Origin of the sequence: Vibrio sp. 1151_11 (assembly GCF_029478525.1) — a bacterium.
GTDB classification, from domain to species: domain Bacteria; phylum Pseudomonadota; class Gammaproteobacteria; order Enterobacterales; family Vibrionaceae; genus Vibrio; species Vibrio anguillarum.
The window spans coordinates 21,532-47,323 of the sequence record NZ_SHMN01000004.1; the positions used below are offsets into that span (position 1 = coordinate 21,532).

18 protein-coding genes and 5 tRNA genes are annotated in these 25,792 nt (G+C 45.5%); 14 read left to right on the forward strand and 9 right to left on the reverse strand.

The genetic code is table 11. The features are described from left to right. Positions 1–32: 32 nt before the first annotated feature. Positions 33–923, reverse strand: a complete 891-nt coding sequence (gene ilvY, locus EXZ60_RS04455) for an HTH-type transcriptional activator IlvY (RefSeq protein ID WP_013855649.1) — start codon at positions 921–923, stop codon at positions 33–35. Between the two features lie 143 nt (positions 924–1,066). Between ilvY and ilvC the strand changes: the two genes are divergently transcribed. Continuing rightward, a complete protein-coding gene (gene ilvC, locus EXZ60_RS04460; protein ID WP_013855650.1) occupies positions 1,067–2,551 on the forward strand; it encodes a ketol-acid reductoisomerase in 1,485 nt (494 codons plus the stop codon). A 192-nt stretch (positions 2,552–2,743) separates the two neighbouring features. On the opposite strand, the gene EXZ60_RS04465 is transcribed toward ilvC, so the two are convergent. The 4 genes from EXZ60_RS04465 to EXZ60_RS04480 all read right to left on the reverse strand — a co-directional run bounded on the left by EXZ60_RS04465 (position 2,744) and on the right by EXZ60_RS04480 (position 7,958). Further along, on the reverse strand, positions 2,744–2,995 hold the full coding sequence (locus EXZ60_RS04465) for an accessory factor UbiK family protein (RefSeq protein ID WP_010319855.1): 252 nt from the start codon (positions 2,993–2,995) through the stop codon (positions 2,744–2,746). A gap of 122 nt (positions 2,996–3,117) precedes the next feature. Beyond that, positions 3,118–6,240: a multidrug efflux RND transporter permease subunit gene (locus tag EXZ60_RS04470; RefSeq protein ID WP_013855651.1), complete on the reverse strand. Its 3,123-nt coding sequence runs from the start codon at positions 6,238–6,240 to the stop codon at positions 3,118–3,120. Between the two features lie 11 nt (positions 6,241–6,251). Further along, entirely contained in the window at positions 6,252–7,358 is a 1,107-nt protein-coding gene (locus tag EXZ60_RS04475) for an efflux RND transporter periplasmic adaptor subunit (protein ID WP_017042454.1), read from the reverse strand. An 18-nt stretch (positions 7,359–7,376) separates the two neighbouring features. Continuing rightward, positions 7,377–7,958, reverse strand: a complete 582-nt coding sequence (locus EXZ60_RS04480; RefSeq protein WP_026028267.1) for a TetR/AcrR family transcriptional regulator — start codon at positions 7,956–7,958, stop codon at positions 7,377–7,379. A gap of 169 nt (positions 7,959–8,127) precedes the next feature. Here EXZ60_RS04480 and rep point away from each other — a divergent pair, with 169 nt between their 5' ends. After that, positions 8,128–10,146 (forward strand): DNA helicase Rep, encoded by a 2,019-nt coding sequence (gene rep, locus EXZ60_RS04485; RefSeq protein ID WP_277435350.1) that lies wholly within the window; start codon positions 8,128–8,130, stop codon positions 10,144–10,146. Positions 10,147–10,215: 69 nt separating this feature from the next. On the opposite strand, the gene EXZ60_RS04490 is transcribed toward rep, so the two are convergent. Next, positions 10,216–10,623: a cytochrome c5 family protein gene (locus EXZ60_RS04490; protein WP_088718017.1), complete on the reverse strand. Its 408-nt coding sequence runs from the start codon at positions 10,621–10,623 to the stop codon at positions 10,216–10,218. 298 nt (positions 10,624–10,921) lie between these two features. On the opposite strand from EXZ60_RS04490, the gene EXZ60_RS04495 reads away from it, so the two are divergent. From EXZ60_RS04495 to EXZ60_RS04540, 10 genes are all read left to right on the forward strand, one after another. Next, positions 10,922–10,998, forward strand: a tRNA-Arg gene (locus EXZ60_RS04495). Between the two features lie 43 nt (positions 10,999–11,041). Next, positions 11,042–11,117 (forward strand) — tRNA-His (locus tag EXZ60_RS04500). Between the two features lie 148 nt (positions 11,118–11,265). Beyond that, positions 11,266–11,342 (forward strand) — tRNA-Pro (locus EXZ60_RS04505). A 75-nt stretch (positions 11,343–11,417) separates the two neighbouring features. Then, a tRNA-His gene (locus EXZ60_RS04510) sits at positions 11,418–11,493 on the forward strand. A 56-nt stretch (positions 11,494–11,549) separates the two neighbouring features. Next, a tRNA-Pro gene (locus EXZ60_RS04515) sits at positions 11,550–11,626 on the forward strand. Positions 11,627–12,576: 950 nt separating this feature from the next. Next, a complete protein-coding gene (locus tag EXZ60_RS04520; RefSeq protein ID WP_019281822.1) occupies positions 12,577–14,292 on the forward strand; it encodes an ABC transporter ATP-binding protein in 1,716 nt (571 codons plus the stop codon). 108 nt (positions 14,293–14,400) lie between these two features. Then, positions 14,401–15,957 carry an ABC transporter substrate-binding protein gene (locus EXZ60_RS04525; protein WP_026027967.1) on the forward strand — a complete coding sequence of 519 codons (1,557 nt, stop codon included), beginning with the start codon at positions 14,401–14,403 and terminating at the stop codon, positions 15,955–15,957. 198 nt (positions 15,958–16,155) lie between these two features. After that, positions 16,156–17,133: an ABC transporter permease gene (locus tag EXZ60_RS04530; protein WP_013855660.1), complete on the forward strand. Its 978-nt coding sequence runs from the start codon at positions 16,156–16,158 to the stop codon at positions 17,131–17,133. Positions 17,134–17,135: 2 nt separating this feature from the next. After that, positions 17,136–18,074, forward strand: coding sequence for an ABC transporter permease (locus EXZ60_RS04535; RefSeq protein WP_010319654.1), 939 nt, complete (start codon positions 17,136–17,138; stop codon positions 18,072–18,074). A 166-nt stretch (positions 18,075–18,240) separates the two neighbouring features. After that, positions 18,241–19,167: an SPOR domain-containing protein gene (locus tag EXZ60_RS04540; protein WP_277435351.1), complete on the forward strand. Its 927-nt coding sequence runs from the start codon at positions 18,241–18,243 to the stop codon at positions 19,165–19,167. 34 nt (positions 19,168–19,201) lie between these two features. On the opposite strand, the gene EXZ60_RS04545 is transcribed toward EXZ60_RS04540, so the two are convergent. Then, entirely contained in the window at positions 19,202–19,951 is a 750-nt protein-coding gene (locus tag EXZ60_RS04545) for a hypothetical protein (RefSeq protein ID WP_017043950.1), read from the reverse strand. Positions 19,952–20,048: 97 nt separating this feature from the next. On the opposite strand from EXZ60_RS04545, the gene EXZ60_RS04550 reads away from it, so the two are divergent. Continuing rightward, positions 20,049–20,945, forward strand: a complete 897-nt coding sequence (locus EXZ60_RS04550) for a response regulator (RefSeq protein WP_088721427.1) — start codon at positions 20,049–20,051, stop codon at positions 20,943–20,945. A gap of 166 nt (positions 20,946–21,111) precedes the next feature. On the opposite strand, the gene gorA is transcribed toward EXZ60_RS04550, so the two are convergent. Both gorA and EXZ60_RS04560 read right to left on the reverse strand, forming a co-directional pair. Beyond that, a complete protein-coding gene (gorA, locus tag EXZ60_RS04555; RefSeq protein ID WP_277435352.1) occupies positions 21,112–22,467 on the reverse strand; it encodes a glutathione-disulfide reductase in 1,356 nt (451 codons plus the stop codon). Positions 22,468–22,577: 110 nt separating this feature from the next. Beyond that, positions 22,578–23,417 carry a 23S rRNA (adenine(2030)-N(6))-methyltransferase RlmJ gene (locus tag EXZ60_RS04560; protein WP_017045941.1) on the reverse strand — a complete coding sequence of 280 codons (840 nt, stop codon included), beginning with the start codon at positions 23,415–23,417 and terminating at the stop codon, positions 22,578–22,580. Between the two features lie 205 nt (positions 23,418–23,622). On the opposite strand from EXZ60_RS04560, the gene prlC reads away from it, so the two are divergent. Continuing rightward, a complete protein-coding gene (gene prlC / locus EXZ60_RS04565; protein ID WP_013855686.1) occupies positions 23,623–25,665 on the forward strand; it encodes an oligopeptidase A in 2,043 nt (680 codons plus the stop codon). The last annotated feature ends 127 nt before the right edge of the window (positions 25,666–25,792 follow it).

Genomic DNA, 25,792 nt, shown 5'->3' on the forward strand with positions numbered 1-25,792 from the left:
AGTGGCTTTTTCTTTGAAAAGAGAAGGATGAGTTATGGCGTAAGGTATTTATTCGCTGCAACATCCCACAATGCTTTGATTAATGGGTTATCAAGCTGCGAGCGTTTGCAGCACACACCGAGCTGAAATGGTTTTACGGGTGCTAATTTAAGGCGCTGGATCTTATCTCTCACCGGGCTATTGTTGATCACTACATCCGGCGCAATGCCGATACCGCAACCAAGCGCGACCATGCTGACAATCGCTTCATGCCCTGAGCTCTGCGCGTAAATATTGGGTTTGATCTTCATTTTTTTAAACCATGCATTGGCTCTATCTCTTGCCGTTCCCGCTTCAGGAACAATAAAAGGGACAACTGACCAATCGGGTGTGTCATTTTGCAGTTGTTCGATAAAGCTACTGATCCCGAGCGGCGCGATCACCGATAAGGGTATTTCACCAATCGTTTCAAATTCAACGCGAGCTGGTAGCTGTTCGGGCATGGCTGAAATGGCAATATCCGCTTCATCATTCAAAATCTTATCAATCGCTTGAGCAGGATCGCCAGTCAAGAGTTTGAACTCAATATACGGATGGCGAACTCGAAAATCGGACAGTAACTGAGGCAGGTGGCTGTAGCTGGCGGTGACTGAGCAAAACAAGCGAATTTCCCCTTGTAATACGCTGTTTTGGTTTTTCATTTGTACGTTATATTGCTGCCACTCTGTAATGATTTTGAGTGCAACAGGAACCAGTTTACTGCCTGCTGGCGTTAGCTCAACGCTACGATTATCACGCACAAATAAGCTTTGGCTAGTTTCTTCTTCCAGCTTCTGGATCTGCCGGCTGAGCGCGGATGGGCTGATGTGCATCGCGGCGGCGGTCTTACTGAAGTTTTTACTCTCACACAGATGGATAAACATCTGCAGGTTTTTAATGTTCATAAGTTAATCACATCACGTTGCATAAATTGCAATAACTAATTGTGAATATATCACTTTAAGCAACTTGATGTCTGCTTTAGTATCAGTTTATTCGGTTCTAGAAACCGACCTGATGGAAAGAATCTTTAAAGGAGAGCGCTAACATGGCTAACTATTTCAATACCCTAAATCTACGCCAACAACTTGACCAACTTGGTCGTTGCCGCTTTATGGATCGCTCTGAGTTTGAAAGCGAAGCCGAGTACCTCAAAGGTAAGAAAGTGGTGATTGTCGGTTGTGGTGCACAAGGTTTAAACCAAGGTCTAAATTTACGAGACTCTGGCCTTGATGTCTCTTATGCATTGCGTCAAGCGGCGATCGACGAACAGCGTCAGTCCTATAAAAATGCTAAAGAGAACGGTTTTGAAGTGGGTAGCTATGAAACGCTCATCCCTCAAGCAGACTTGGTCATTAACCTAACGCCAGATAAACAGCACAGCAATGTTGTCGAAACCATCATGCCGCTGATGAAAAAAGGTGCAGCATTGGGGTATTCTCACGGCTTCAACGTGGTTGAAGAGGGGATGCAGATCCGTAAAGACATCACGGTTGTGATGGTGGCGCCTAAGTGCCCGGGAACCGAAGTGCGTGAAGAGTATAAGCGTGGTTTCGGCGTGCCGACTTTGCTTGCCGTTCACCCAGAAAATGACCCCCAAGGTGAAGGTTGGGATATCGCAAAAGCTTGGGCGGCCGGAACGGGCGGTCATCGTGCTGGCTGTTTGGAATCCTCTTTCGTTGCCGAAGTAAAATCGGACCTTATGGGCGAGCAAACCATCTTGTGTGGCATGCTACAAGCGGGTTCGATTGTGTGCTATGAGAAGATGGTAGCAGAAGGTATTGACCCAGGTTACGCAGGTAAACTGCTGCAATACGGTTGGGAAACGGTAACCGAAGCGCTGAAATTTGGTGGCATCACTCACATGATGGATCGCCTATCAAACCCAGCAAAAATCAAAGCGTTTGAGCTGTCTGAAGAGCTTAAAGACTTGATGCGCCCACTGTACAACAAACATATGGATGACATTATTTCTGGTCATTTCTCTAGCACTATGATGGCTGACTGGGCTAACGATGATGCTGATTTACTGGGTTGGCGTGCTGAAACCGGTGAAACTGCGTTTGAAAACTACCCACAGTCTGATGTACAGATCACTGAGCAAGAGTACTTCGACAAAGGTATTTTGATGATTGCCATGGTTCGCGCTGGGGTTGAGCTGGCATTTGAAGCTATGACGGCTTCCGGTATTGTTGAAGAGTCAGCTTACTATGAATCCCTGCATGAGCTGCCACTGATTGCCAACACAGTAGCACGTAAGCGTTTGTATGAAATGAACGTGGTTATTTCTGATACGGCAGAGTATGGTAATTACCTGTTTGCCAATGTCGCAACACCGTTACTGCGCGAAAAGTTCATGCCAAAAGTATCTACTGATGTGATTGGTAAAGGCCTTGGTGAAAGCTCGAATTTCGTTGATAACGCGACCTTGATTGAAGTTAACGAAATTCTTCGCAACCATCCGGTTGAGTACATCGGTGAAGAGTTGCGCGGTTACATGACAGATATGAAACGCATTGCTGTCGGTGGCTAAAGGCTAATTCACCTTCCGGTGGTTAAGAAGGGGTCGAGAGTTCGCCCCTTTTCAATGACGAGAATGATGATGTAAAGCTCCAGACTGACTGGAGAGAATAAATACAAAAGCAAACACAATATAAAACAAAAGGCTTGGTCGCCGTTGACCAAGCCTTTTTTATTGGGAAATTTTTATCTCAACCGGGCAATATTATTTGGCGGTGATTTTCGCTTCTAGCTCGGCCAATTTTTGCTCCATTTCAGTGAGCTTTTGGCGAGTACGCATCAATACTTGAGTCTGTACATCAAATTCTTCACGGCTTACCACGTCCAATTTATTTAATTGGCCTTGGATCACTTGGCGGATTTTTTGATCAACGTCGGCACCCAAATCTTTTACGGGTTGAGGCATTGAATCGTGAATTTGTTTGGCAATTTGCTCAAGTTTTTTAGGGTCAAACATAGCGGCTTACACTCCTGTCAGTTTGTTTCCATTCTAAGCAATTGAGCTGAGAATGTCGTTATTCAAGGTAAGAAAAAGGCCACTGAGGTGGCCTTTTTTGAAGCAGTCTTAATTATATTGTGTTATTTATTTTCAGCGAGTCGGCGTTGTGCTGCTTTGGCCTCGTCAACTCTGGCTAGCTTTTCGAGGTCTTTATCCTCAACAAACACAGGCAGTGGCTTATGTTTTTCGGCTAGATAGCTGTAAATTACAGGCAGTACGAATAGCGTAAATAGTGTACCAATCGCAAGACCTGCCACAATCACAATACCAATACTAAAGCGCTGAGCTGCACCTGCACCCGTTGCGTACATCAACGGGATCAAACCTGCAATCATCGCTGCTGTCGTCATTAGAATTGGGCGAAGACGCACTTTGGCTGCCTCCATCACCGCTTCGATGCGAGATTTGTTATGGTGTAGCTGCTCTTCTTTCGCCACTTCACAAATAAGAATACCGTGCTTGGTGATAAGACCAACCAGTGTAATCAACCCTACTTGCGAGTAGATGTTCATGGTTGCTGCGCCCCAAGCTAGTGCAATTAATGCTCCGCAAATGGCGAGAGGAACAGATACCATGATAACCAATGGATCTTTTAACGACTCAAATTGAATCGCCAGTACCAAGAAGATGATGGCGAGTGCCAAACCAAAGGTCGCGTAGAGTGCACTTCCCTCAGTCACGTATTGACGCGCTTCACCCATATAATCGTGGTTGTAGCCAGCGGGCAGTTTAGTCGCGGCAACATCCTCAAACCACGTAATCGCATCACCCATTGCAACTCCTGGGCCCGGTACACTTCCGACGGTTGCCGAGTTTAGCTGGTTAAAGTGCGGCAGTGAGCGCGGCTCTGCAATCACATCAATGGTAATTAGGCTTCCTAATGGGATCATTTTTCCGTCAACGGCACGCACAAAGTAGTGATTCATCGATTCAGGGTTGAGGCGATATTTACGTTCAACCTGCGGGATCACTTCATAAGAGCGGCCATTGAGATCGATGCGGTTGACATAGCCATCCGCCATCATGGTCCCTAATGTCGTGCCAATATCCTTCATCGTGATGCCATAAACCCCAGCTTTATCTTTGTCGATATTGATTTTCATCGTCGCAGAATCGTAATTGAGGTCTAAATCGGAGTACACAAACATCGGGCTTGCTTTCACTTCTGTTAGCACTTCAGTGGCAATAGCAAACAAACTTTCAAAGCTATTGGGTGTAGTGATGACAAATTGAATTGGCAATCCAGAGCCTGCGCCGGGAAGTTCAGGCATTTGGAAGGCCGTCACGGCCATGCCTGGAATATCTTGCACTAAGGTGCCGACTCGAGTGGCAACCTCAGCTTGGCTTGCCTGGCGTTCACTCCAAGGCACCATAGAGGCAATACCAAACGCTTGGTTGGAGCTTGGAACACCGGTAAAGACTTGAGCAAACTGAACTTCTGGCTGTTCAGACAGAATCGTATTCACGTCATTCATGGTGTTTTGTAAATAGTCCAAGTTCGCATTCGAAGAACCCGTACCAATTAACATGACCACGCCTTTATCTTCAGAAGGGGCAAGCTCACTTGGAATGAATTTGAACAGCATAGGCAGGCTGGCAAACACGATCACCGCAAAGGCAATCACGACAGGACGGCGCTGCATTACTTTCTCGAGTAATTTCGCGTAGCGGTTACTCATTGAATCAAGTAATCCATGCACTTTTTGTTCAAACTTGTTGGGCTCTTCGTGCGCTTTAAGCATTTTAGAACACATCATGGGTGAAAGTGTCAGTGCAACAATACCTGAAACAAATACAGCACCAGCCAGTGTGAGTGCAAACTCTTTAAAGAGTGAGCCTGTTATGCCACCCATCATCGCTATCGGTGCATAAACGGCGCCCAGTGTCAGCGTCATCGCAATTACCGGAACGGCGATTTCACGAGTACCAATAATCGCGGCACGAAATGGTGATTCACCCAGCTTAATGTGGCGGTCAACGTTTTCTAGTACAACGATTGCATCATCCACCACAAGGCCGATAGCCAGTACCATCGCTAGCAGTGTCATCAAGTTCCATGAGAAGCCCATTCCCTGCATTACCATAGCAACACCAACTAAGGATAGTGGAATGGTAACAATCGGGATGATAACGGCACGTAAGGAGCCTAGGAATAGAGTAATGACGACAAGTACGATCAAGGCGGCTTCAGCGATGGTTTTTATGACCTCGTGGATCGATTCATTGATCGCCACCGTGGAGTCATACATCACGTTCATTTCGATGTTACTTGGTAGATTACGCTTTAACTGCGGTAACAGATCCAGCACATCTTGAGCAATGTTGATTGGGTTTGCGCTAGGTGCTGCGTTGATGGCTGCTACAACCGCTTCTCGGCCGTTTGCACTTGCGCGGTAAACATCATGGCTTTTTTCTAGCGTGACGTTTGCAATATCACCTAGGCGAATAACATTGCCGTCGCCCGTTTTAACCACCAGGTTTTTCAGCTCATCGACATTTGACACTTGCGTATCGGCACTACCGTTATACAGCACGAATTCGCCAGTGGCTTGTCCTGTTGCTGATTGATAGTTGTTGGCATTCAGCACGTTCATCACATCGCCCGCAGTGAGCTGTAGTCCTGCCATTTTTGCTGGATCAAGCCAAATGCGAAGGGCGTATTTCATGCCACCATACAAGTCAATCTTAGAGACGCCGTTGACGGTGAATATTTGAGGGTTAAATACACGCTCAAGATAGTCAGTAATTTGGCTTGAACTAAGTTCATCACTAGTGAAACCAATATACAGCACCGCGGTGGTTGAGCCGGTAGACATAGTTACCGTCGGATCTTCGGCCTCTTTAGGAAGCTGTGAGCGTACCGAGTTCGTTTTTGCTAACACATCTGAAAGTGCAGCGTTGGGATCGGTATTGAGCTTCATCGTTACGGTAATCGTTGATTTACCCAATACCGAAGAAGAAGTCATATAATCAATGTTGTCGGCTTGTGCGACTGCTTGTTCCAAAGGTTGAGTGATAAAACCTTGGATTAAGTCGGCACTTGCACCGTAATAGCCTGTACTCACTGTAACAACGGTATTCGTCATTTCAGGGTATTCACGAACCTGCATTTTGAAAATAGCTTGAAAACCAAGCAGAGCTATCAAAAAGCTGATCGATACCGCGAGCACTGGACGTTTTATAAAAACATCAGTAAAACGCATGATTCCTCCAATTACAGCATCGGTGTTTCAGCAGGTGGTGTAGTCGCATTACTTTCGACTACCCGAACTTTCGAATGGTTACTTAAGCGCACTTGACCTGAAGTGACCACGATGTCTCCATCTTGTACACCCTCTAAAATATGCGCCACAGCACCTTTGCGTTCACCTACTTTTACAACGCGCTGCTCTACTCGTTTAACGCCATCTTCTTCTTTCAACACGTAAACATTATCACCATACAGGGTGAAGGTAATGGCGGTTTGAGGAAGCGTGACTTGGTTTTCTAATTTCGGCAGGATGATGTTGGCACGAGCAAACATACCGCTGCGTAGTTTACCGTCACTATTTGGAATATCGGCTTGCACTTGGATTAAACCACTTTGAACGCTAACGGCAGGCTCAATCGCAGTAATGGATCCTGTAAACGCTGCATTAGGATAAGCATCGATAAAAATATCTACTTGCTGGCCTAATGAAATACGTGAAATATCCGTTTGTGGAACGGTAAAGCGCAGACGCATTACACTGGTATCTTCCAAGCGAACAATATCGGTGCCTGGCTGTAGGTATTGGCCTAAATACACATTACGGATACCCACCACACCAGCAAAGGGAGCTTTGATTTCACGACGATCAATGGAAGCTTTTAAACTTTCAATATCTGCAGACAAAGAGTAGTAGTTTGCTTCGGCTTCATCATAAGCTTCTTTTGAAATCGACCCTTTAGCGAATAGACCTTTATAGCGTTCGTATTTCGCTTTTGCAGCAGGTAGGCGAGCTTGTGAGCTTTTTAAATTAGCTTTCTCAACCGCAGAATCAAGTAAAACTAAAGGTTGGTCTTCCTCAACTTGTGTCCCTGATTCAAATGAAATCTTATCGATCACGCCGCTGGTTTCAGATGTCAGTGTCACGCCTTGATTGGGTTCAATAAAACCAATCGCTTCAATCACTGGGATCCAATCAACAGGAGTTACATCAGTCACTGTCACTGGAAATTCAGGTTCAGGACGGTTGGCCATGAATTCGGCAATTTTTTGTTGTTTAAACAGATTAAAACCTATCACGCTACCAAACAGTAGGAAGGCGATAAGTAACATAAAGAATGTCCACTTTTTCATTCTAGTCAGAACTCCAAGTTAGTGTTGAGTAATTGCATCCCAACTGGCGTCAATCACAGCACTGAGTGCGCTGTCATCCAGTTGATAACATTCCATCGCTTTTTTACGGGCAAGGGCGACCGTTGTTTCGAAGCTTAAAGCAGACAAAATCTGGTTATCCAACGGCTTGAATAATCCCTGCTCTTTACCTTGATCAAATAGTAAATCCACTTTGGCAAACATTTTTCGCTCAAGTTCCTTAACATTGCAACTGATTGTTGTTGGCAATGATTCATATTGAACTCGGTTGCTGAGTGTTGCACTGCTTGATTGTGCTAATTCCCAGATATTAAGCCACATCATTTTAAAGCGTTCTTTCAAAGGCATCTCATCATCAATATTGGCTTGCACCGCGTCAGCAATGTGCTGACAAACGTGTAAGCGAACTGTCACGAGAAGATGATCTTTGTCATCAAAGTAACGGTAAATTGTTCCCGTTGCGACACCGGCTTCTTTGGCTAATTTGTGCATCGATAAGCCTTGAAATCCAGATTCAGCGATCAGCTTTTCAGCGGCCACCAATATCTGCTGGTACTTATCCACGTGAATACAGTTAGACATGCTGACATCCCACAGTGAATGAACGTTCATTCATTATAGACCAAACTATAGCCCCTTATGCAATACACTAGTGTAGTAAAATGACAAAAATCTTATGGTGAATGACGTAGTAATCAGTAAAGCGCGGCATTATCATAGACGGCCCAAATAAAAGTGATACGAGTACCTCATGAAGCTGAATCCAAGACAAGACGAAGCCGTCAAATATGTATCGGGCCCATGTCTAGTATTGGCGGGGGCTGGCTCGGGTAAAACGCGCGTAATTACCAACAAGATCGCTTACTTGGTTCAACAGTGTGATTATAAAGCGCGCAACATTGCTGCCGTTACATTTACTAACAAAGCCGCTCGAGAAATGAAGGCGCGGGTAGCACAAACGCTTGGAAAAGCTGAGTCAAAAGGGCTGCTCGTTTCCACATTTCATACTTTAGGCCTCAATATTATCCGTCGGGAATATAAATTTTTGGGCTTGAAAGCGGGGTTCTCTCTGTTTGACGACCAAGACCAGCTTGCGCTGCTCAAAGAGTTGACAGAGAAACAGCTCGAGGGCGATAAAGATCTGCTGCGCCAATTGCTCAGCACCATCTCCAACTGGAAGAACGACATGTTGACGCCAGAGCAAGCGAAAGGTTTTGCTCAAGGTGAACAACAACAGCTGTTCGCTTACTGCTTCGATCTTTATCAAAAGCAAATGAAAGCGTATAACGCGCTCGATTTTGATGATCTTATTTTAATGCCGGTGCTGTTATTGCAAAACAACGCCGAAGTTCGTCAGCGTTGGCAAAACCGCATTCGCTACTTGCTGGTGGATGAATATCAAGATACCAATACCAGTCAATACGAGTTAGTGAAATTGTTGGTTGGAGAACGTGGCCGTTTAACCGTGGTGGGTGATGATGATCAATCCATCTATTCTTGGCGAGGGGCGAAACCGCAAAACCTCGTGTTGCTGGGGCAAGATTACCCAAATCTTAAACTGATTAAGCTTGAGCAGAACTACCGTTCAACCAGCCGTATTTTGAGAGCGGCCAATATTCTGATTGCTAACAACCCACACGTGTATGAGAAAACGCTTTTTTCTGAGATCCCTGAGGGTGAAAAACTCAAAGTTTTGCTAGCGAAAAATGAAGATCATGAAGCGGAGCGGGTCACTGGTGAACTGATTGCGCATAAATTTCTCAATCGCACCGAATATCGTGATTACGCGATATTGTACCGCGGTAATCATCAGTCACGCTTAATTGAAAAATCGCTGCTGCAAAACCGCGTGCCTTATAAGTTATCCGGTGGAACGTCATTTTTTGCCAGAGCCGAAATTAAAGACATCATGGCTTACCTCAAAGTGTTGGTGAATCCTGACGATGACAATGCTTTTTTACGCATTGTGAACACGCCAAAACGAGAAATTGGCCCAGTCACGTTAGAGAAATTGGGTAGTTACGCCAATATGCGTGGCAAAAGCTTGTTTTCGGCCAGTTTTGAACTTGGCTTAGAGCATCATTTGTCTGGAAGAGGGCTCGACAACTTGCGTCAGTTTACGCAATGGTTAGTGGCTATCTCAGATCAAGCTGAACGAGGCAATACCGTTGAAGCGGTGCGATCGTTAGTCCGAGATATTCATTATGAAGATTGGCTGTATGAAACCTCTTCCAGTCCCAAAGCGGCCGAAATGCGTATGAAAAACGTCTCTGATCTCTATTCTTGGATTGTGGCCGACCTTGAAGGTGACAACTATGACCAACAAGAAAAATCACTCAAAGAAGTTGTACAGCGCTTAACCCTACGCGACATGATGGAGCGAAGTGAAGAAGAGGATGAGAGTGATGCCGTTCAGTTGATGACATTGCATGCATCGAAAGGCCTTGAATTTCCTTACGTTTATTTGATTGGCACTGAAGAGGGTATTCTTCCTCATCAAACCAGTATCGATGAGGACAACGTCGAAGAAGAACGTCGTTTGATGTATGTCGGGATAACTCGCGCGCAGCGAGAACTGACTTTAACTATGTGTAAAGAACGTCGTCAATACGGGGAACTGCTTAAACCCACACAAAGTCGCTTTTTGGATGAATTACCCTTTGACGATGTTGAGTGGGAACAGAGCAAAAAGCCAGTAAGTCAAGAAGAGCGAATGGCGAAAGGACAAAGTCATATTGCTAATTTGCGCGCTGCCATGTTTAAGAAATAGTGCTTAAAAAATAATAAAAACAAAGGTTTGGAATTAAAGCCAAACCTTTGTTTTATAGGAATTAATGTATTAAAGACCTGCAATCATATGCTCAATGGCGGCAACGATTTCGTCGTCAGAGCAATCCATACAGGTTCCTTTAGCTGGCATGGCATTAAAGCCTTGCAGTGCATGATTTTTCAATACATCTTTACCTTGGGCGATACGTGGAGCCCACTCTTCAGCATTGCCAATTTTAGGTGCGCCACTGATGCCTGTAGAGTGGCAAGCGATACAGAATGTACCATAAACTTGCGCGCCATCACGAGGGCCTGTCGGTTCTGCCGCAACGGGTTCACTACCCGCTAAGTAAACATCACCTACAGGTTTAATGCGATCAGCAATGGCATCGTATTCAGCTTGGCTGGTTGCCAATGCAACACTAGAAAAGGTTAAAGCAGCGAATAACACGCTTATGATTCGTCGAGACATATCCATTAAACTCACTTTATATTCCAAAGGTAAGTTCATGCTTACCTATTTATACTTAGATTTAGAGTGTGGCTGATTTAAAAGCCATTCAAGCTGTTAAATCAATGTAAATATTGGGTGATTATATCCCGATAAGTTGTTGCAATAAACAACAAGTTGCGATCTTCAAGGGGTGAGTCACATCCTTATTATAGAGGTAATAATGGTTATCTGATGAAAAAGGCGTCAAACGATAAAAAAAGTTGAAAAAGTACTAGACGCCCTAGTGTGAACTCCGTATTATTCCACTCCGCCGATAGGGCATGCGCCCGTAGCTCAGCTGGATAGAGCGTTGGCCTCCGGAGCCAAAGGTCGAAGGTTCGAATCCTTTCGGGCGCGCCATCCGGATGCTTATGTAAATAAGTAGCAAATTGGCAAAACAGTGGTGGCTATAGCTCAGTTGGTAGAGCCCCGGATTGTGATTCCGGTTGTCGCGAGTTCAAGTCTCGTTAGCCACCCCATTATTTGGTAACTTCGGTTTCCTTTCTTGGTGAAAGTCGAGAAAAAAGATTTACATCGATGAATAGACTAGTTTGATAGTGCATCATGATGTTAGGAATAGCGGAGCAGAGGGTTCTCTATCGCTTATTCCAAAAAATGAATTTGTATCGGTGAATAGCGCAGCTTGGTAGCGCATCTGGTTTGGGACCAGAGGGTCGGGGGTTCGAATCCCTCTTCACCGACCACTTTTCTTTTCTTCTCATTGGTTAAAAATGAAAAGAAAAATAACGGCAAGCAAGCGGTTATTGCAAAGTTTGATGGTGGCTATAGCTCAGTTGGTAGAGCCCCGGATTGTGATTCCGGTTGTCGCGAGTTCAAGTCTCGTTAGCCACCCCATTATTCGGTAACTTCGGTTTCCGTTCTTGGTGAAAATCGAGAAGAAAGAGATATATCGGTGAATAGCGCAGCTTGGTAGCGCATCTGGTTTGGGACCAGAGGGTCGGGGGTTCGAATCCCTCTTCACCGACCACCTTAAAAAGCCTCAGTCGAAAGACTGGGGCTTTTTAATATCTGATGTTTGGAGCCTTAATCAAGGTAATGAGAGCCAAAGTGGGGTTCGTCTGATTTTCAAAACCGGGCTCTTCACCGACCACCTTAATAAGCCTCAGTCGAAAGACTGGGGCTTTTTAATATCTGATGTTTGAAGCCTTAATCAAGGTAATGAGAGCCAAAGTGGGGTTCGTCTGATTTTCAAAACCGGGCTCTTCGCCGACCACCTTAAAAAGCCTCAGTCGAAAGACTGGGGCTTTTTAACATCTGGTGTTTGGAGCCTTAATCAAGGTAATGAGAGCCAAAGTGGGGTTCGTCTGATTTTCAAAACCGGGCTCTTCACCGACCACTTTAATAAGCCTCAGTTGAAAGACCATTCTCTCTATTCAATGTTCGATTCCTTATTGACTCCTATCTCATTAAGTCAGTGAATTATCATGTTTAAAGGCTAAACCCTAAATTTTCTGTTCAGATGAATTCACTGCTTTTCTGCCTTTTCATTAGTTTTTAGTCTGGCATTTTGTTGGTTATTCTGGTTTTTGTTTCTAATGTGTTACGTGATATGCCGCAATATAATTTGAAATTTTATTCTGCATTCTTTTTTAGAATGCATGGTAAATTGGCGTTTTCTTAGGCTTAACGTCTATGTTTTGGGGTGTATTACTGCGTGCTAGAATATTGGTCATACCAATGATTAATGCATATGTGGTGCATAAAAATACGATGTTACTGCTTTGGTTTGATTTGATATCGACTTTTTATCCTATCGATGTTGCTTTTCTGTGAAATATTTGCCAAATTGATGGCCTTGTTAATTACCAGAATATTGTACTGGTATGAATGGATTCATTTTTACTGGCTTTGAACGCTTTGTTGTTCAAAGGTAGTTACAGACAGGGCACAACACTGCCCAAGTCGTAGAGGTCTGGGATGTCACTTTTAGAAGTAAAAAACCTGCGTATTGAATACCCATCGCGTCATGGTGTTCACGTTGCTGTGAAATCGCTTTCGTTTAATATCGAGCGGGGTGAAATTGTTGGGGTTGTGGGAGAATCAGGCGCCGGAAAATCGACCGTAGGTAATGCGGTTATCGATTTATTGAGCCCACCCGGTCTCATTGCCAGTGGCGATGTGTTCTTAGATGGTGAGAAGATTTCAGGCCTATCGCCTGAGCAGATGCGCCAAGTTCGCGGATCTAAAATTGGCTTTATTTTTCAAGACCCAATGACGTCGCTTAATCCGCTATTTACTGTTGAACATCAACTGACAGAAACCATCCACGCCAATATGAAAGTGACTGAGGAAGAAGCGTATCAACGTGCACTTTCTTTGATGAAGCAAGTGGGTATTCCTCAGCCTGAAAACCGTTTGAAGCAGTATCCACACCAATTCTCTGGTGGCATGCGTCAACGTGTTGTGATTGCCATTGCGCTGGCGGGTGAACCTGATCTTATTATTGCCGATGAACCGACCACTGCATTAGACGTTTCTATTCAAGATCAAATCTTGAGCCTCATCCGCGAGCTATGCATTAAAAACAATGTTGGTTGTATGCTGGTCACCCATGATATGGGGGTGGTCTCGAATGTGACGGATCGCGTCGCGGTGATGTATCGCGGTGACTTGGTTGAATTTGGACCGACAGCTAAAGTGTTGGGCGCTCCGGATCACTCCTATACGCGCAGTTTGATTTCCGCCGTTCCTCGCTCAGATAAAAAACTCGATCGCTTTCCGCTGGTGAGCTATATCGAAGAGGCAAGTGAGTTAAAACCACTGGATGTTAAAAACCATTGGTTGGGTCAGAGCCAAGATAATCGCCAATACACAGGCCCACTGCTGACAGTGGAAAACGTGAATTTACGCTTTACGACCAAAGACTCATTGTTTGAAAGTCGCCGTGAATATGTCCAAGCTTCAAATGACGTCAGTTTCGAGGTGTTTGAAGGGGAAACTTTTGGTTTGGTTGGGGAATCAGGTTCCGGTAAATCAACCATCGCACGCGTGATTGCGGGCCTGTACGCTCCAAACTCAGGCAAAGTCTGTTTTGAAGGGATTGATCTTACTGCGCTGAAATCGGAAAACGAGCGCCGTCCGATGCGCCGCCAGATGCAGATGGTGTTTCAAAACCCTTATACCTCAATGAATCCGAGAATGAAGATTTTCGATATCATTGCCGAGCCGATTCGTTTTCATAAATTAACCCGTAGCGAAGCGGAAACACGGCAAATTGTGCATGATCTTTTAGAGCACGTAGGCCTAGGTAAAATGGCGGGAGTGAAATATCCGCACGAGTTTTCCGGCGGTCAACGTCAACGTATTTCAATTGCTCGCGCACTCGCCACGCGTCCTCGCTTATTGATTTGTGATGAACCCACGTCCGCGCTCGACGTGTCTGTGCAAGCGCAGATCTTAAACCTATTAAAAGATCTGCAAGATGAGCTCAATTTGACCATGCTGTTCATCAGCCATGACTTACCTGTGATCCGCCAAATGTGCGATCGTGTCGGCGTCATGCAAATGGGGACCTTACTGGAGGTCGCCCCTACAGAGCAGTTGTTTAAGTCACCTCAACACCAATACAGCCAGCATTTGATTTCTTTAATGCCTGAGTTTACGGGCTTAAGAGAAGATGTCGTAACGGCATAAGCCAAAAAAGTTACAGATAGAGATATCATGACCAAGCGTGCTTGGAATGAATAAACAGAAGCAATTACAACAACTAGGGATTTGGATTCCCGCATAAGGAGTTATGCAATGAAAACCATGAAAAGCAAACTAACAGTAGCTTTGATGGCGGCAGGCTTAAGCTTTGCAGCTAGCGCGGCCAATATTACCGTCGCTTATGATGCTGACCCAGTGTCACTTGACCCGCATGAGCAGCTATCTGGTGGTACGCTACAAATGTCTCACATGGTGTTTGATCCTCTCGTTCGTTACACCCAGACATTTGATTTTGAACCTCGCCTTGCTGAGAAATGGGAACGTGTCAATGATACAACGTTCCGTTTTACGCTGCGTAAAGGGGTGAAATTCCATTCAGGTAACGAAATGACGGCAGACGATGTGGTCTGGACGTTCGATCGTTTACAAGATTCTCCTGATTTCAAAGCTATTTTTGAACCGTATGAAAAGATGGTCAAAGTGGATGATTACACCGTCGAGATCGTATCCAAAGGCGCTTATCCGCTGGTTCTGCAAACCGCAACCTACATCTTCCCTATGGACAGCAAGTTCTATTCGGGCAAAGCGGCTGATGGTAAAGAGAAATCTGAAATTGTGAAACACGGCAACTCGTTTGCTTCGACCAACGTTTCTGGTACTGGCCCATTTAGAGTGACTTTCCGCGAGCAAGGCGTAAAAGTGGAATTTGAACGCTTTAAAGATTATTGGGATAGCGCATCAAAAGGCAACGTAGACAAACTGACCTTAGTACCGATTAAAGAAGATGCCACTCGTGTTGCGGCGCTCCTTTCTGGTGATGTGGATATGATTGCACCTGTTGCGCCAAACGATCATAAACGTGTGGAAGAAGCCAAAGGTATTGATCTTGTGACCTTACCGGGTACGCGCATCATCACTTTCCAAATGAACCAAAACAGCAATGAAGCACTGAAAGATGTTCGCGTGCGTCAAGCCATTGTTCATGCCATCAACAACCAAGGTATCGTTGACAAAATCATGAAAGGTTTTGCGACAGCAGCTGGCCAACAAGGCCCAGCGGGTTATTCTGGTTATGACGCGAACCTTGTGCCTCGTTTTGATTTGAAAAAAGCGAAAGAGCTGATGAAAGAGGCTGGTTATGAGAAAGGGCTGACGCTCACCATGATCGCGCCAAACAACCGTTATGTGAACGATGCGAAAGTTGCACAAGCTGCAGCGGCGATGTTGTCGAAAATTGGTATTAAGGTTGATCTTAAAACCATGCCAAAAGCGCAATATTGGCCTGAGTTTGATAAGTGCGCCGCGGATCTGCTAATGATTGGCTGGCACTCAGATACTGAAGACTCAGCAAACTTCACCGAGTTCTTAACCATGACACGTAACGAAGAGAGTGGTAAAGGCCAGTACAACTGTGGTCACTACTCAAATCCAGAAGTGGATAAGTTGGTTGAAGCGGCAAACGTAGAAACCGATCCTGCGAAACGTGCACAGATGCTGCAAAAAGTCGAAGTGACTTTGTACAACGACGCAGCATTTGTTCCACTGCACTGGCAAAACCTAGCGTGGGGTGCGAAATCTACTTTAGATATCAAACCGATTGTTAACGCGATGGAATTCCCTTATTTCGGCGACCTAGTTGTTAGCGAGTAATTACTTAAGTTGGCCGCTCTGTAATGTGGGCGGCGCTTAAGTCACTCAAGGCATCCGCTTGGATGCCTTATTAAGATCTCCGCACTTTGCTTTATTTCAGTCGGGTCGAGTGTCATTTTTTAGGCTGAATTTTTTCGTTCCTATTAAAGTTAATTCAATTTTAAAAAGAACCATCATGGATAGTTTAAGGGGCAAGGAATGTTTTCGTTTCTGGTCAAGCGCCTGTTTCAGGCACTGATAGTGATGTTTGTGATCAGTCTGGTGGCGTTTGCCATTCAGGATAACTTAGGCGACCCATTGCGTGAGCTTGTTGGGCAGTCTGTTTCAGAAAGCGAGCGCCAAGCGCTGCGCGATGAACTTGGACTGAATGATCCTTTCATTGCCAAATATACTCGTTTTATTACGGCCGCGGTGCAGGGTGATTTAGGCACGTCCTACTTTTTCAAACGTCCTGCGGTAGACGTTATTCTCGATAAATTAATCGCAACGTTAGAGCTTGTGCTCGGTGCGACCGTAATCATCATTGTCTGTTCCATTCCATTAGGGGTTTACACAGCCATTCATCCCAAAAGCTTCTTTACCAAAGTGGTGATGGCGGGCAGCAGTATTGGTATTTCTATCCCAGTGTTCTTAACTGCAATTATGTTGATGTACGTTTTCTCGATCACGTTAGGTTGGTTACCATCGTATGGACGAGGGGAAACTGCCAATTGGTTGGGTTGGGAATCTGGCTTTTTCACGGCTGATGGATTAGCACACTTGGTGCTGCCTTGTGTTTCACTGGCGTCGATCATGCTGCCGCTGTTTATTCGTTTAGTGCGTTCTGAAATGTTGGAAGTGCTGAGCTCGGAATACATCAAATTTGCTAAAGCTAAAGGCTTGGCATTGAACAAAATTTACTACCAACATGCACTTAAAAATACCATGTTACCGGTGCTAACCGTCGGCGGTGTACAAATTGGGACTATGGTGGCCTACACCATCTTGACCGAAACCGTTTTTCAGTGGCCGGGTACGGGCTTTCTTTTCCTTGAAGCGATCAACCGAGTTGATACTCCGCTGATCACTGCTTACGTCATCTTTGTTGGCCTGATTTTCGTTGTGACCAACACCATTGTCGATCTGTTATACGGTCTGATTAACCCGACTGTGAACCTTACTGGAAAAGGAGCTTAATCATGAGCCAATTTGCTGCTGCTCCATCTCGTTGGGAGCGTTTTAAACAGTCTGATTTTTTGTACTATTTCTTGCGTGATAAAGTGGCGATGACCAGCTTCGTCATCTTTTTGGTATTCTTAACTTTGTCTGTCGCGGCGCCACTGATTGCACCCAGTAACCCGTACGACCTATCATCGATTGATCTGATGGATGCAGAATTACCTCCCTCTTGGATGGACGGAGCCGATGAGCGCTTTGTGCTTGGCACGGATGAGCAAGGGCGCGATATTTTGTCGACCATACTGTATGGCTCGCGTCTATCACTGACGATTGGCTTTTTGGCGGTCGGTTTACAGTTGCTACTTGGTATCGTGATTGGCCTTTCAGCTGGCTACTTTGGTGGGCGTATTGATAGCTTTTTGATGCGCTTTGCCGATGTACAGCTATCGTTTTCCACCATGATGGTGGCGATCATTGTTTCGGCAATTTTCAAAGCCAGTTTTGGGAGTGAATTTTATAGTCAGTATGCAGTTGTGATGCTGGTGGTGATTATTGGCGTGGCTGAGTGGCCACAATATGCGCGGACAATTCGTGCGTCCGTGCTCGCCGAGAAGAAAAAAGAGTATGTGGAAGCGGCTCGTGTGATGGGTTTTAAATCGCCACGCATCATGTTTCGCCATATTTTACCTAACTGTTTATCGCCTATTTTGGTTATCTCAACTGTACAAATTGCCAATGCGATCATGTCTGAAGCGGCACTCTCTTTCCTAGGTTTAGGTTTGCCAGTCGATCAGCCATCATTGGGTGCTTTGATTAGCATGGGCTTTAACTACATCTTCTCTGGCGCTTGGTGGATTACGGCTTTCCCAGGTTTTGTACTCGTCACATTAGTGTTGGTGATCAATCTGTTGGGTGACTGGCTACGCGATGTTTTTAACCCAAAAATTTACAAAGGGTGATGTGGCAATTGATTTTTGCTAAAGAAAATCCCTAAACTAAAAGCCGCCGTCAAATGCGGCTCTTTTTTTGCTAGTATTTTTGTTATACCCAACCCAAATCCATTGAACTAGGGAACATTGAATCGGTAATGTTGTCACTACTATTAAGCAAGTATATGGACTCAATATGATGACCCTGATGCGGAAAACGACCCTGTGTTTGACATCAAGCCTAACGGTGTTGGCGTCGCTGGCTTTATTTCAACCCGCTTGGGCGGAAGATTTTCTTTGTGATGCGACTCAAGCTTCTGTCGATCAGCTGCCCATTCTCGATAAAGCATGCCCAATAGGGCAAGGTTTATGGGGAAAGAAAAAGCCTAAAGGGCAATCATCCACTTTTTGGATTCAGTGTGGTGTGTTAAATAAGCCATTATCTTTGCTGAAAGCCAAAGCGTTTTATACCCATATTTCTACCGATGTATGGCTAAAACCAGAAGCGAAAACGTATCGTTGCTTAATCGGTCCTTATACTGATTATGAGCAAGTAAAAAAAGAACTGCCTCTTATCCAGCAAATCCCCGGTTACAAAGAAGCTTTCATTCGTGAGGTTGTCAAAGGGCGCGCGCAGTCGAGCTCGCCGATAAAAAAGACAACTTCCGCTCAAGCAACGTCTGCCGCAAAACAAATCACCAAAAAGTCTTTACCTAAACCACAAGTGGAAATGGCGAGTTCGCCATTATCAACGAAACCATCAACCAAAGCGCCAGCTCTTAATGTTCCGCCAGCGGTTGAAATTCGTTTGAGCACCACCGCAAACGGTTTGCAGTTTGTGGTGCCTCATTTACGTTCGAGTGATGAACAGTTCTATATGGAACATGGCCTAGCATGGAGCCGCCTAAACTATGAGGTGGCAGAAAAAACCTGCCAACAAATGGCGATGCGCTTGGTAACGGAAGAGGAGTGGCAACGCCTTTTGGATTCAAAACAGATGGACAGTAACCAATGGCCAATGCACTTACCTTATTGGGGATGGTCGCAAAAAGGGCTTTTTACCAACGGAAAAGTCAGCCAACTGAAAGGTTCCTCATTACTCAATGTGATTTGCGTTAAATAAGTCTCTCAGTTTGCCGTCAGAAATGGCGGCAGCGCTACTCTTTCTTTCCCTCTTCGAGTAATTGTAGATAGCGTTGTTCGATAAAATCTTTCTCTTTACTGATGTGATACAACTGTTTTTTCATCGCTTCGACATCGACAGAAGTGCCACCTTGTTTGGCTTGCTCTTTGTATTTCTCAATGGTCTCTAGTAGTTCTTTTTTCTCGGCTTGATAATTTTTTGCCATTTCGTAGAAATCACCCGCTTTACTGATCTTAATGTATTCCGCTTCTAACTGTTCAAACTCTTTTTCGATGGTGGCTTTTTCTTCTTTCAAACTGTCAACGGTATCAGTTTGAGCAAAGAGTTTTTTACGCGTCATTCGTAACCCCTTCACACTTTTATCGAGATCGCCTTTCAGTTTGCGTATCAACTTATGCGATTTACTCAATTTCTCATTGAGCTCATCAATTGAAGCCTGATCTTCTGCACTAATGCCCTGAGAAGAGGAATTTTTGATGAGAGAAACCTGTTGCTCGAGCGCTTTTTGAATGATGATTAAATCATTCAGAGTCGAGCTATGCTCTGCGGTGTAGTTCAACGCATTTTCAACCGATTGTTGGCATAAATGAAGCGTGTCTTCATCGCTATCACTTTTATTACGAGTAAAACCATGTGCAAATTTCCTAAATTCACGCAGGATCAGCAGTAGGATAAAAAACCAAGCCAACAAGATAATAAGCCCGAGATCGATCGCTAAGAGCGATAAAACCTTTTCGGTGAGGAACTCTTGTATTGGCATCACATAAACCCACTTTTGTTGCTGTATTTTCAGGTAAGTTTAGTTGTTGTAAAAAAATGTGCCTATACTTTGAACAAGTTAGGACATAGAAAAATATGCTGTGAAGATTCTCATTGTTGATGACAGTAAAGCGACACTTGAAATAGTCAGACGAGCCTTAGAGGCGTTTGGCTACCGACGTTTGTCCATTCAAAAGGCAGACAATGGTAAGGCCGCACTCAAGCTGATTGGCAGTTGGCAGCCGGATATTGTCTTAACAGATTGGCATATGCCCGGCATGACGGGGCTGGAGCTGACACAAGCGATAACCAAACGTAAGCTCGGGATAAAAGTGGCGATGCTCACCACGGTGGCCGATGAGCAACAAATCAAACAGGCGCTTGAAGCTGGAGCGTCGTTTGTGTTATCGAAACCGTTTGACGATGGTGAACTACACCAAAAGTTGCTTCCTTTAGTGCAAGGAGCGGAAGAGAGCTGCATTGAATTAGATGAAATGGTTGAGCTGCAAGATGAGTTGGCTTTACCAAAGCTTTCGCAGTTAGAGAAGCTGCTAAAAAGAGCGGTAAGTGCTGATATTGTGCTGAATAATATTCGTCGTCAATCGTTTGATGAGAGTAAAATTCCTTGTTTGATGGCAGTCTATGAAGATGGCGAAACGCAAAAGCCGCGCGCGGTGGCACTGCTTGATATCTACGCCGTTTGTGTCTTTGCTAAAGGTAACCCCAGCATTACCAAAGAGCAACTACAACAAGCGGTACACAGCAAAATGATCAGCAAAGATATTCTCGATACTTGCCAGAAAGTGTTAAGTGCCTCCGCATTAGCGTTTCTTGATAATCAAACCCGCAAAAGCTTGAAGTTAAAAAATATCAGTTTTATCCCTCAATCGTTTGAAAAGCTAGAAACCCTATTTGCCAAAGAAGCGGATAAACGGGTCGATTTTTCCTGCCAAATGGGGGTGTTAGCCCAAGGGAAAATTACTTTAGTCGGGTTCTAAAAAAGCCTTGAGCGAACTCAAGGCCTTGATGTTATCCTGCTAACTTAACGCTTGGCAGTATTGGCAGTATTGGCAGTATTGGTAGTATTGGTAGTATTGGTAGTATTGGTAGTATTGGTAGTATTGGTAGTATTGGTAGAAAGGTTAAGCCTGACCGATTTCCCGATCAACGCATAGTAACAAACTCTTCACTACCCGTTGGGTGTATTGCCACAACTGAATCAAAATCGGCCTTGGTTGCGCCCATTTTCATGGCTACGCCAAAGCCTTGAATCATTTCATCAGCCGCAAAACCGATGCCGTGTAGGCCAACAACGGTTTCTTCAGGGCCAGCGCATACTAGTTTCATTTTGCATGGTTGACGGTGAGAGGTGACGGCGGTGTACATGGCCGTGAAGCTAGAGGTATACACTTTGACATTCTCTTCGCCATATTGCGCTTGGGCTTCTTGCGTGGTGAGGCCAATTGTGCCGATTGGCGGATGGCTAAAGACCACGGTCGGGACCAGTTTGTAATCCATCTTCGCATCGGTTTTGCCATTAAACAGGCGCTCTGAAAGTTGACGGCCTGCTTTGACGGCAACAGGTGTGAGTTCAATACCGCCTTCCATGATATCGCCGACACAGTAAATGCCCGCGACGTTGGTTTGCTGGTACTCATCAACCTTAATATAGCCTTGTACATTGGTTGCCACACCCGTTGCTGCTAGGTTTATCGCATCGGTTGCTGGGTGGCGGCCGATTGCCCAAATGAGCGTATCAACGTTTTGGCTTTGGCCATTTTCAAGGTGTAGAGTCAGGCTGCCATCGGCTTCTTTGATCACTTCTTTTGGCACTGAATGAGTATGTAATGTTGGGCCTTCCGCCGCCATGACTTCAGTGAGTGTTTCGATGATCATGGGATCAAAGCTGCGCAGTGGTGATTCTTTGCGCACGTAAAGGTGCGTTTCAGTGCCGAGTGCGTTGAGTACGCCCGCGATTTCAACCGCAATATAACCTGCGCCCACAACCGCGACGCGTTTAGGCTGTTCGGTCAAGTCAAAGAAACCATTGGAATCAATGCCGTATTGCGCCCCTGGAATCGCCGGAATCGTTGGGCGTCCGCCAACGGCAATCAGGATATGGTCTGCTGTGTAGTGTTCACCGTTTACTTCTACGGTTTTTGCATCAACAAAGCGTGCAAAACCGCGGATCACTTCCACTTTATTATTGCCCAATACGCGGTCGTATGATTGATGAATACGGCCAATATACGCTTGGCGGCTCTCAATCAGTTTTGACCAATCTAATCCTTTGACATCGACATCGAAGCCGTAATCTTTGGCATAAAGGTGCATTGCTTCAGCAATTTGCGCGCCATGCCACATCACTTTTTTCGGAACACAACCGACGTTGACACAAGTGCCGCCAAGGTCTTTGGCTTCAATCAGTGCGACTTTCGCACCATACATTGCCGCGCGGTTCGCTGAAGCGATACCACCAGAGCCACCACCGATACAGATATAATCAAAATGCGTTGTCATTACTTTCTCCATTATTCTTTTTTCATCCTATTTGACCTTGGTTTTGTACGGTGTTGGCAACCATAGCAAGGCGAAAAAGGTTCTCTACTTCTTTGATAGATTGGGTCAGTTTATTCTGGTACAACCCATTCGACTTTAAAATGACCGGTTACCGGGGCAATCGCTTGCTGAAGAAACGGTAAAATTTCCTGCATTTGCCCTTCCAGTGTCCACGGTGGGTTAATCACTATCATGCCTGAAGCGGTCATGCCACGTTCATGGGTGTCTGGCGACACGCCCAATTCAATTTGTAAGATTTTGCGAATACCGAGGCTTGCCAGCCCTTCAAGCAAGTCCTCAATGGTGTCGCGATTCACTACGGGATACCAAATGGCGTAGATACCCGTCGCCCAGCGCTTATAACTTTGGGCAATGGCTCTTACGACATCGCTGTACTCTTTGGCCAATTCGTAAGGGGGATCGATCAACACTAAGCCGCGACGCTCTTTCGGTGGCAGGCTACCGATTAAGCGTTGGAAACCATCTTCTTTGTAAATCGATACCTGACGATCTCGGTGGAACTCTTGCTCGAGCAAAGGGTAATCGCTCGGATGCAATTCAGTGAGCACCATACGATCCTGCGCGCGTAGATGAGCACGCGCTACGCGCGGTGAGCCGGGGTAGTAGCGTAACTCTTCGCTTTCATTGAGTGCTTTTACTGCCTCAAGGTAGCTTTGAATGGCGGGTGGCGTTACATTTTGTTGCCAAATACGAGCAATCCCTTGTTTATATTCACCGGTTTTTTCTGACCATTCATGGGTCAAGTCATAACGGCCCACGCCAGAGTGGGTGTCATGATAAACAAAAGGCTTCTCTTTTTGCTGTAATGCATTGAGGATAAGGCTTTGTACGATATGCTTTAATACATCCGCGTGGTTGCCCGCGTGAAAACTGTGGCGATAACTTAGCAAAATAGGCTCTCAAAACACCCCAAATGGAGTGTGTTTCATCAATCAAACGTATTGGCTGATTATACGCCACTATTGAAAATTGCTGAACCTACCTATATTTACTATTTCAGATAAACAAAATCGACGGTTGCCGTGAAACAATCAGTGACTGTTGCAGAGAAATGCATCAACGTGCAGGCGCGTCTTAACTTAAAAGGAATGTTTTATGTCTAATCCACTTCTCACTTTCACGGATTTACCGCCGTTTTCCGCCATTAAGCCAGAGCATGTGAAGCCTGCGGTTGAGAAAGCGATAGAAGATTGCCGCACCGAAATTGAAAAACGCCTTGCTGGCAATAGCACCCCAACATGGGAAAACTTGATTGCACCCATTGAAGAGGTGGATGATCGCTTAAGCCGCATTTGGTCGCCAGTGAGCCACCTTAATTCCGTGCTCAATAGCGATGAACTGCGTGATGCGTACGAAAGCTGTTTGCCGCTGCTGTCTGAATACGGCACTTGGGTTGGGCAACATAAAGGCCTGTTTGAAGCCTATAAGAGCATGAAAGCCAGCGATACTTTTTCCTCGCTCTCTCAAGCGCAGCAAAAAACCATCAATGATGCACTGCGTGATTTTGAGCTATCGGGTATCGGCTTGCCATTGGCAGAGCAAAAACGGTACGGCGAGATCAGTAAACGTCAATCTGAGTTGGGTTCTAAGTTCTCTAATAACGTACTGGATGCCACGATGGGCTGGACCAAGCACATTACCGACGCCAATCAATTAGCGGGTATGCCAGAATCGGCGTTGGCAGCTGCACAAGCGGCGGCGCAAGCCAAAGAGCTCGATGGTTATTTATTAACACTCGACATTCCTTCTTATCTGCCAGTGATGACTTATTGTGATAACCAAGCTCTGCGCAAAGAGCTTTATGAAGCGTATGTTACGCGTGCCTCGGATCGCGGGCCAAATGCGGGCAAGTGGGATAACAGCGAAATCATCGCTGAGAAGCTCAAACTGCGTCATGAAATAGCCCGTATGCTCGGTTTTAATACCTATAGTGAAAAATCACTAGCGACCAAAATGGCGCAAACGCCCGATCAAGTGTTAGGGTTTTTAAATGATTTAGCCACCAAAGTGAAACCGCAAGGTGAGCGTGAAGTAGAAGAGTTGCGTCAATTTGCGCAGCAAGAGTTTGGCGTGACCACGCTAGAGTTATGGGATATCGCTTACTACAGCGAAAAACAGAAACAGCACTTGTTTGATATTTCAGATGAAGAGCTGCGCCCTTATTTCCCAGAGTCGAAAGTGGTGAGCGGCCTATTTGAAGTGCTCAACCGCGTATTTGGCATGAGCGTCAAAGAGCGCTCTGGGGTTGATACTTGGCATCCATCGGTGCGTTTTTTCGATATTTTTGATGCGAAAGGATCACTGCGTGGCAGCTTCTATCTCGACCTGTATGCACGCGAACATAAGCGTGGCGGCGCGTGGATGGATGATTGCCGTGGCCGCCGTATCACTCAAAATGGCGAGCTACAAACACCAGTGGCTTATTTGACCTGTAACTTTAATCGCCCAATCGGTGATAAACCTGCGTTATTTACTCATGATGAAGTGGTCACTTTGTTCCATGAGTTTGGACACGGGATCCACCACATGTTGACTCAAGTTGAAGTGGGTGCGGTATCTGGCATCAACGGTGTACCGTGGGATGCGGTTGAACTGCCAAGTCAGTTCCTTGAAAATTGGTGCTGGGAAGAAGAGGCGTTAGCGTTTATTTCAGGTCATTACGAAACGGGTGAACCGCTACCGAAAGAAATGCTCGATAAAATGCTCGCGGCGAAAAACTTCCAGTCAGCGATGTTTATTTTGCGCCAACTTGAATTTGGTTTGTTCGATTTCACCTTGCACACCACTTACGATCCTGAAGTAGGGCCGCAAGTGTTGGAAACTCTCGCCCAAGTGAAAAAGAAAGTGGCCGTGTTACCAAGCCTTGAATGGAACCGTTTCTCACACAGCTTTAGCCACATCTTTGCTGGCGGTTACAGCGCAGGTTACTACAGCTACTTATGGGCAGAAGTGCTTTCGGCGGATGCGTTTTCTCGCTTTGAGGAAGAGGGAATTTTTAACCCACAGACTGGGCAAAGTTTCTTGAACAACATCCTTGAAATGGGTGGTAGTGAAGAGCCGATGGAGCTATTTAAACGCTTTAGAGGCCGCGAGCCGCAAATTGATGCGTTGCTGCGTCATGCGGGGATCGCCGCGTAGTCACGCGCTTAAAATGCGATGAAGCTCGAATTAGCCCACCTTTGCGGTGGGCTTTTCATTTTTGAATGCCCAGAAAAATGTGATAGAGACGAGCATCTTGCCGCGATTTGAGGTTATAATCTGGGCA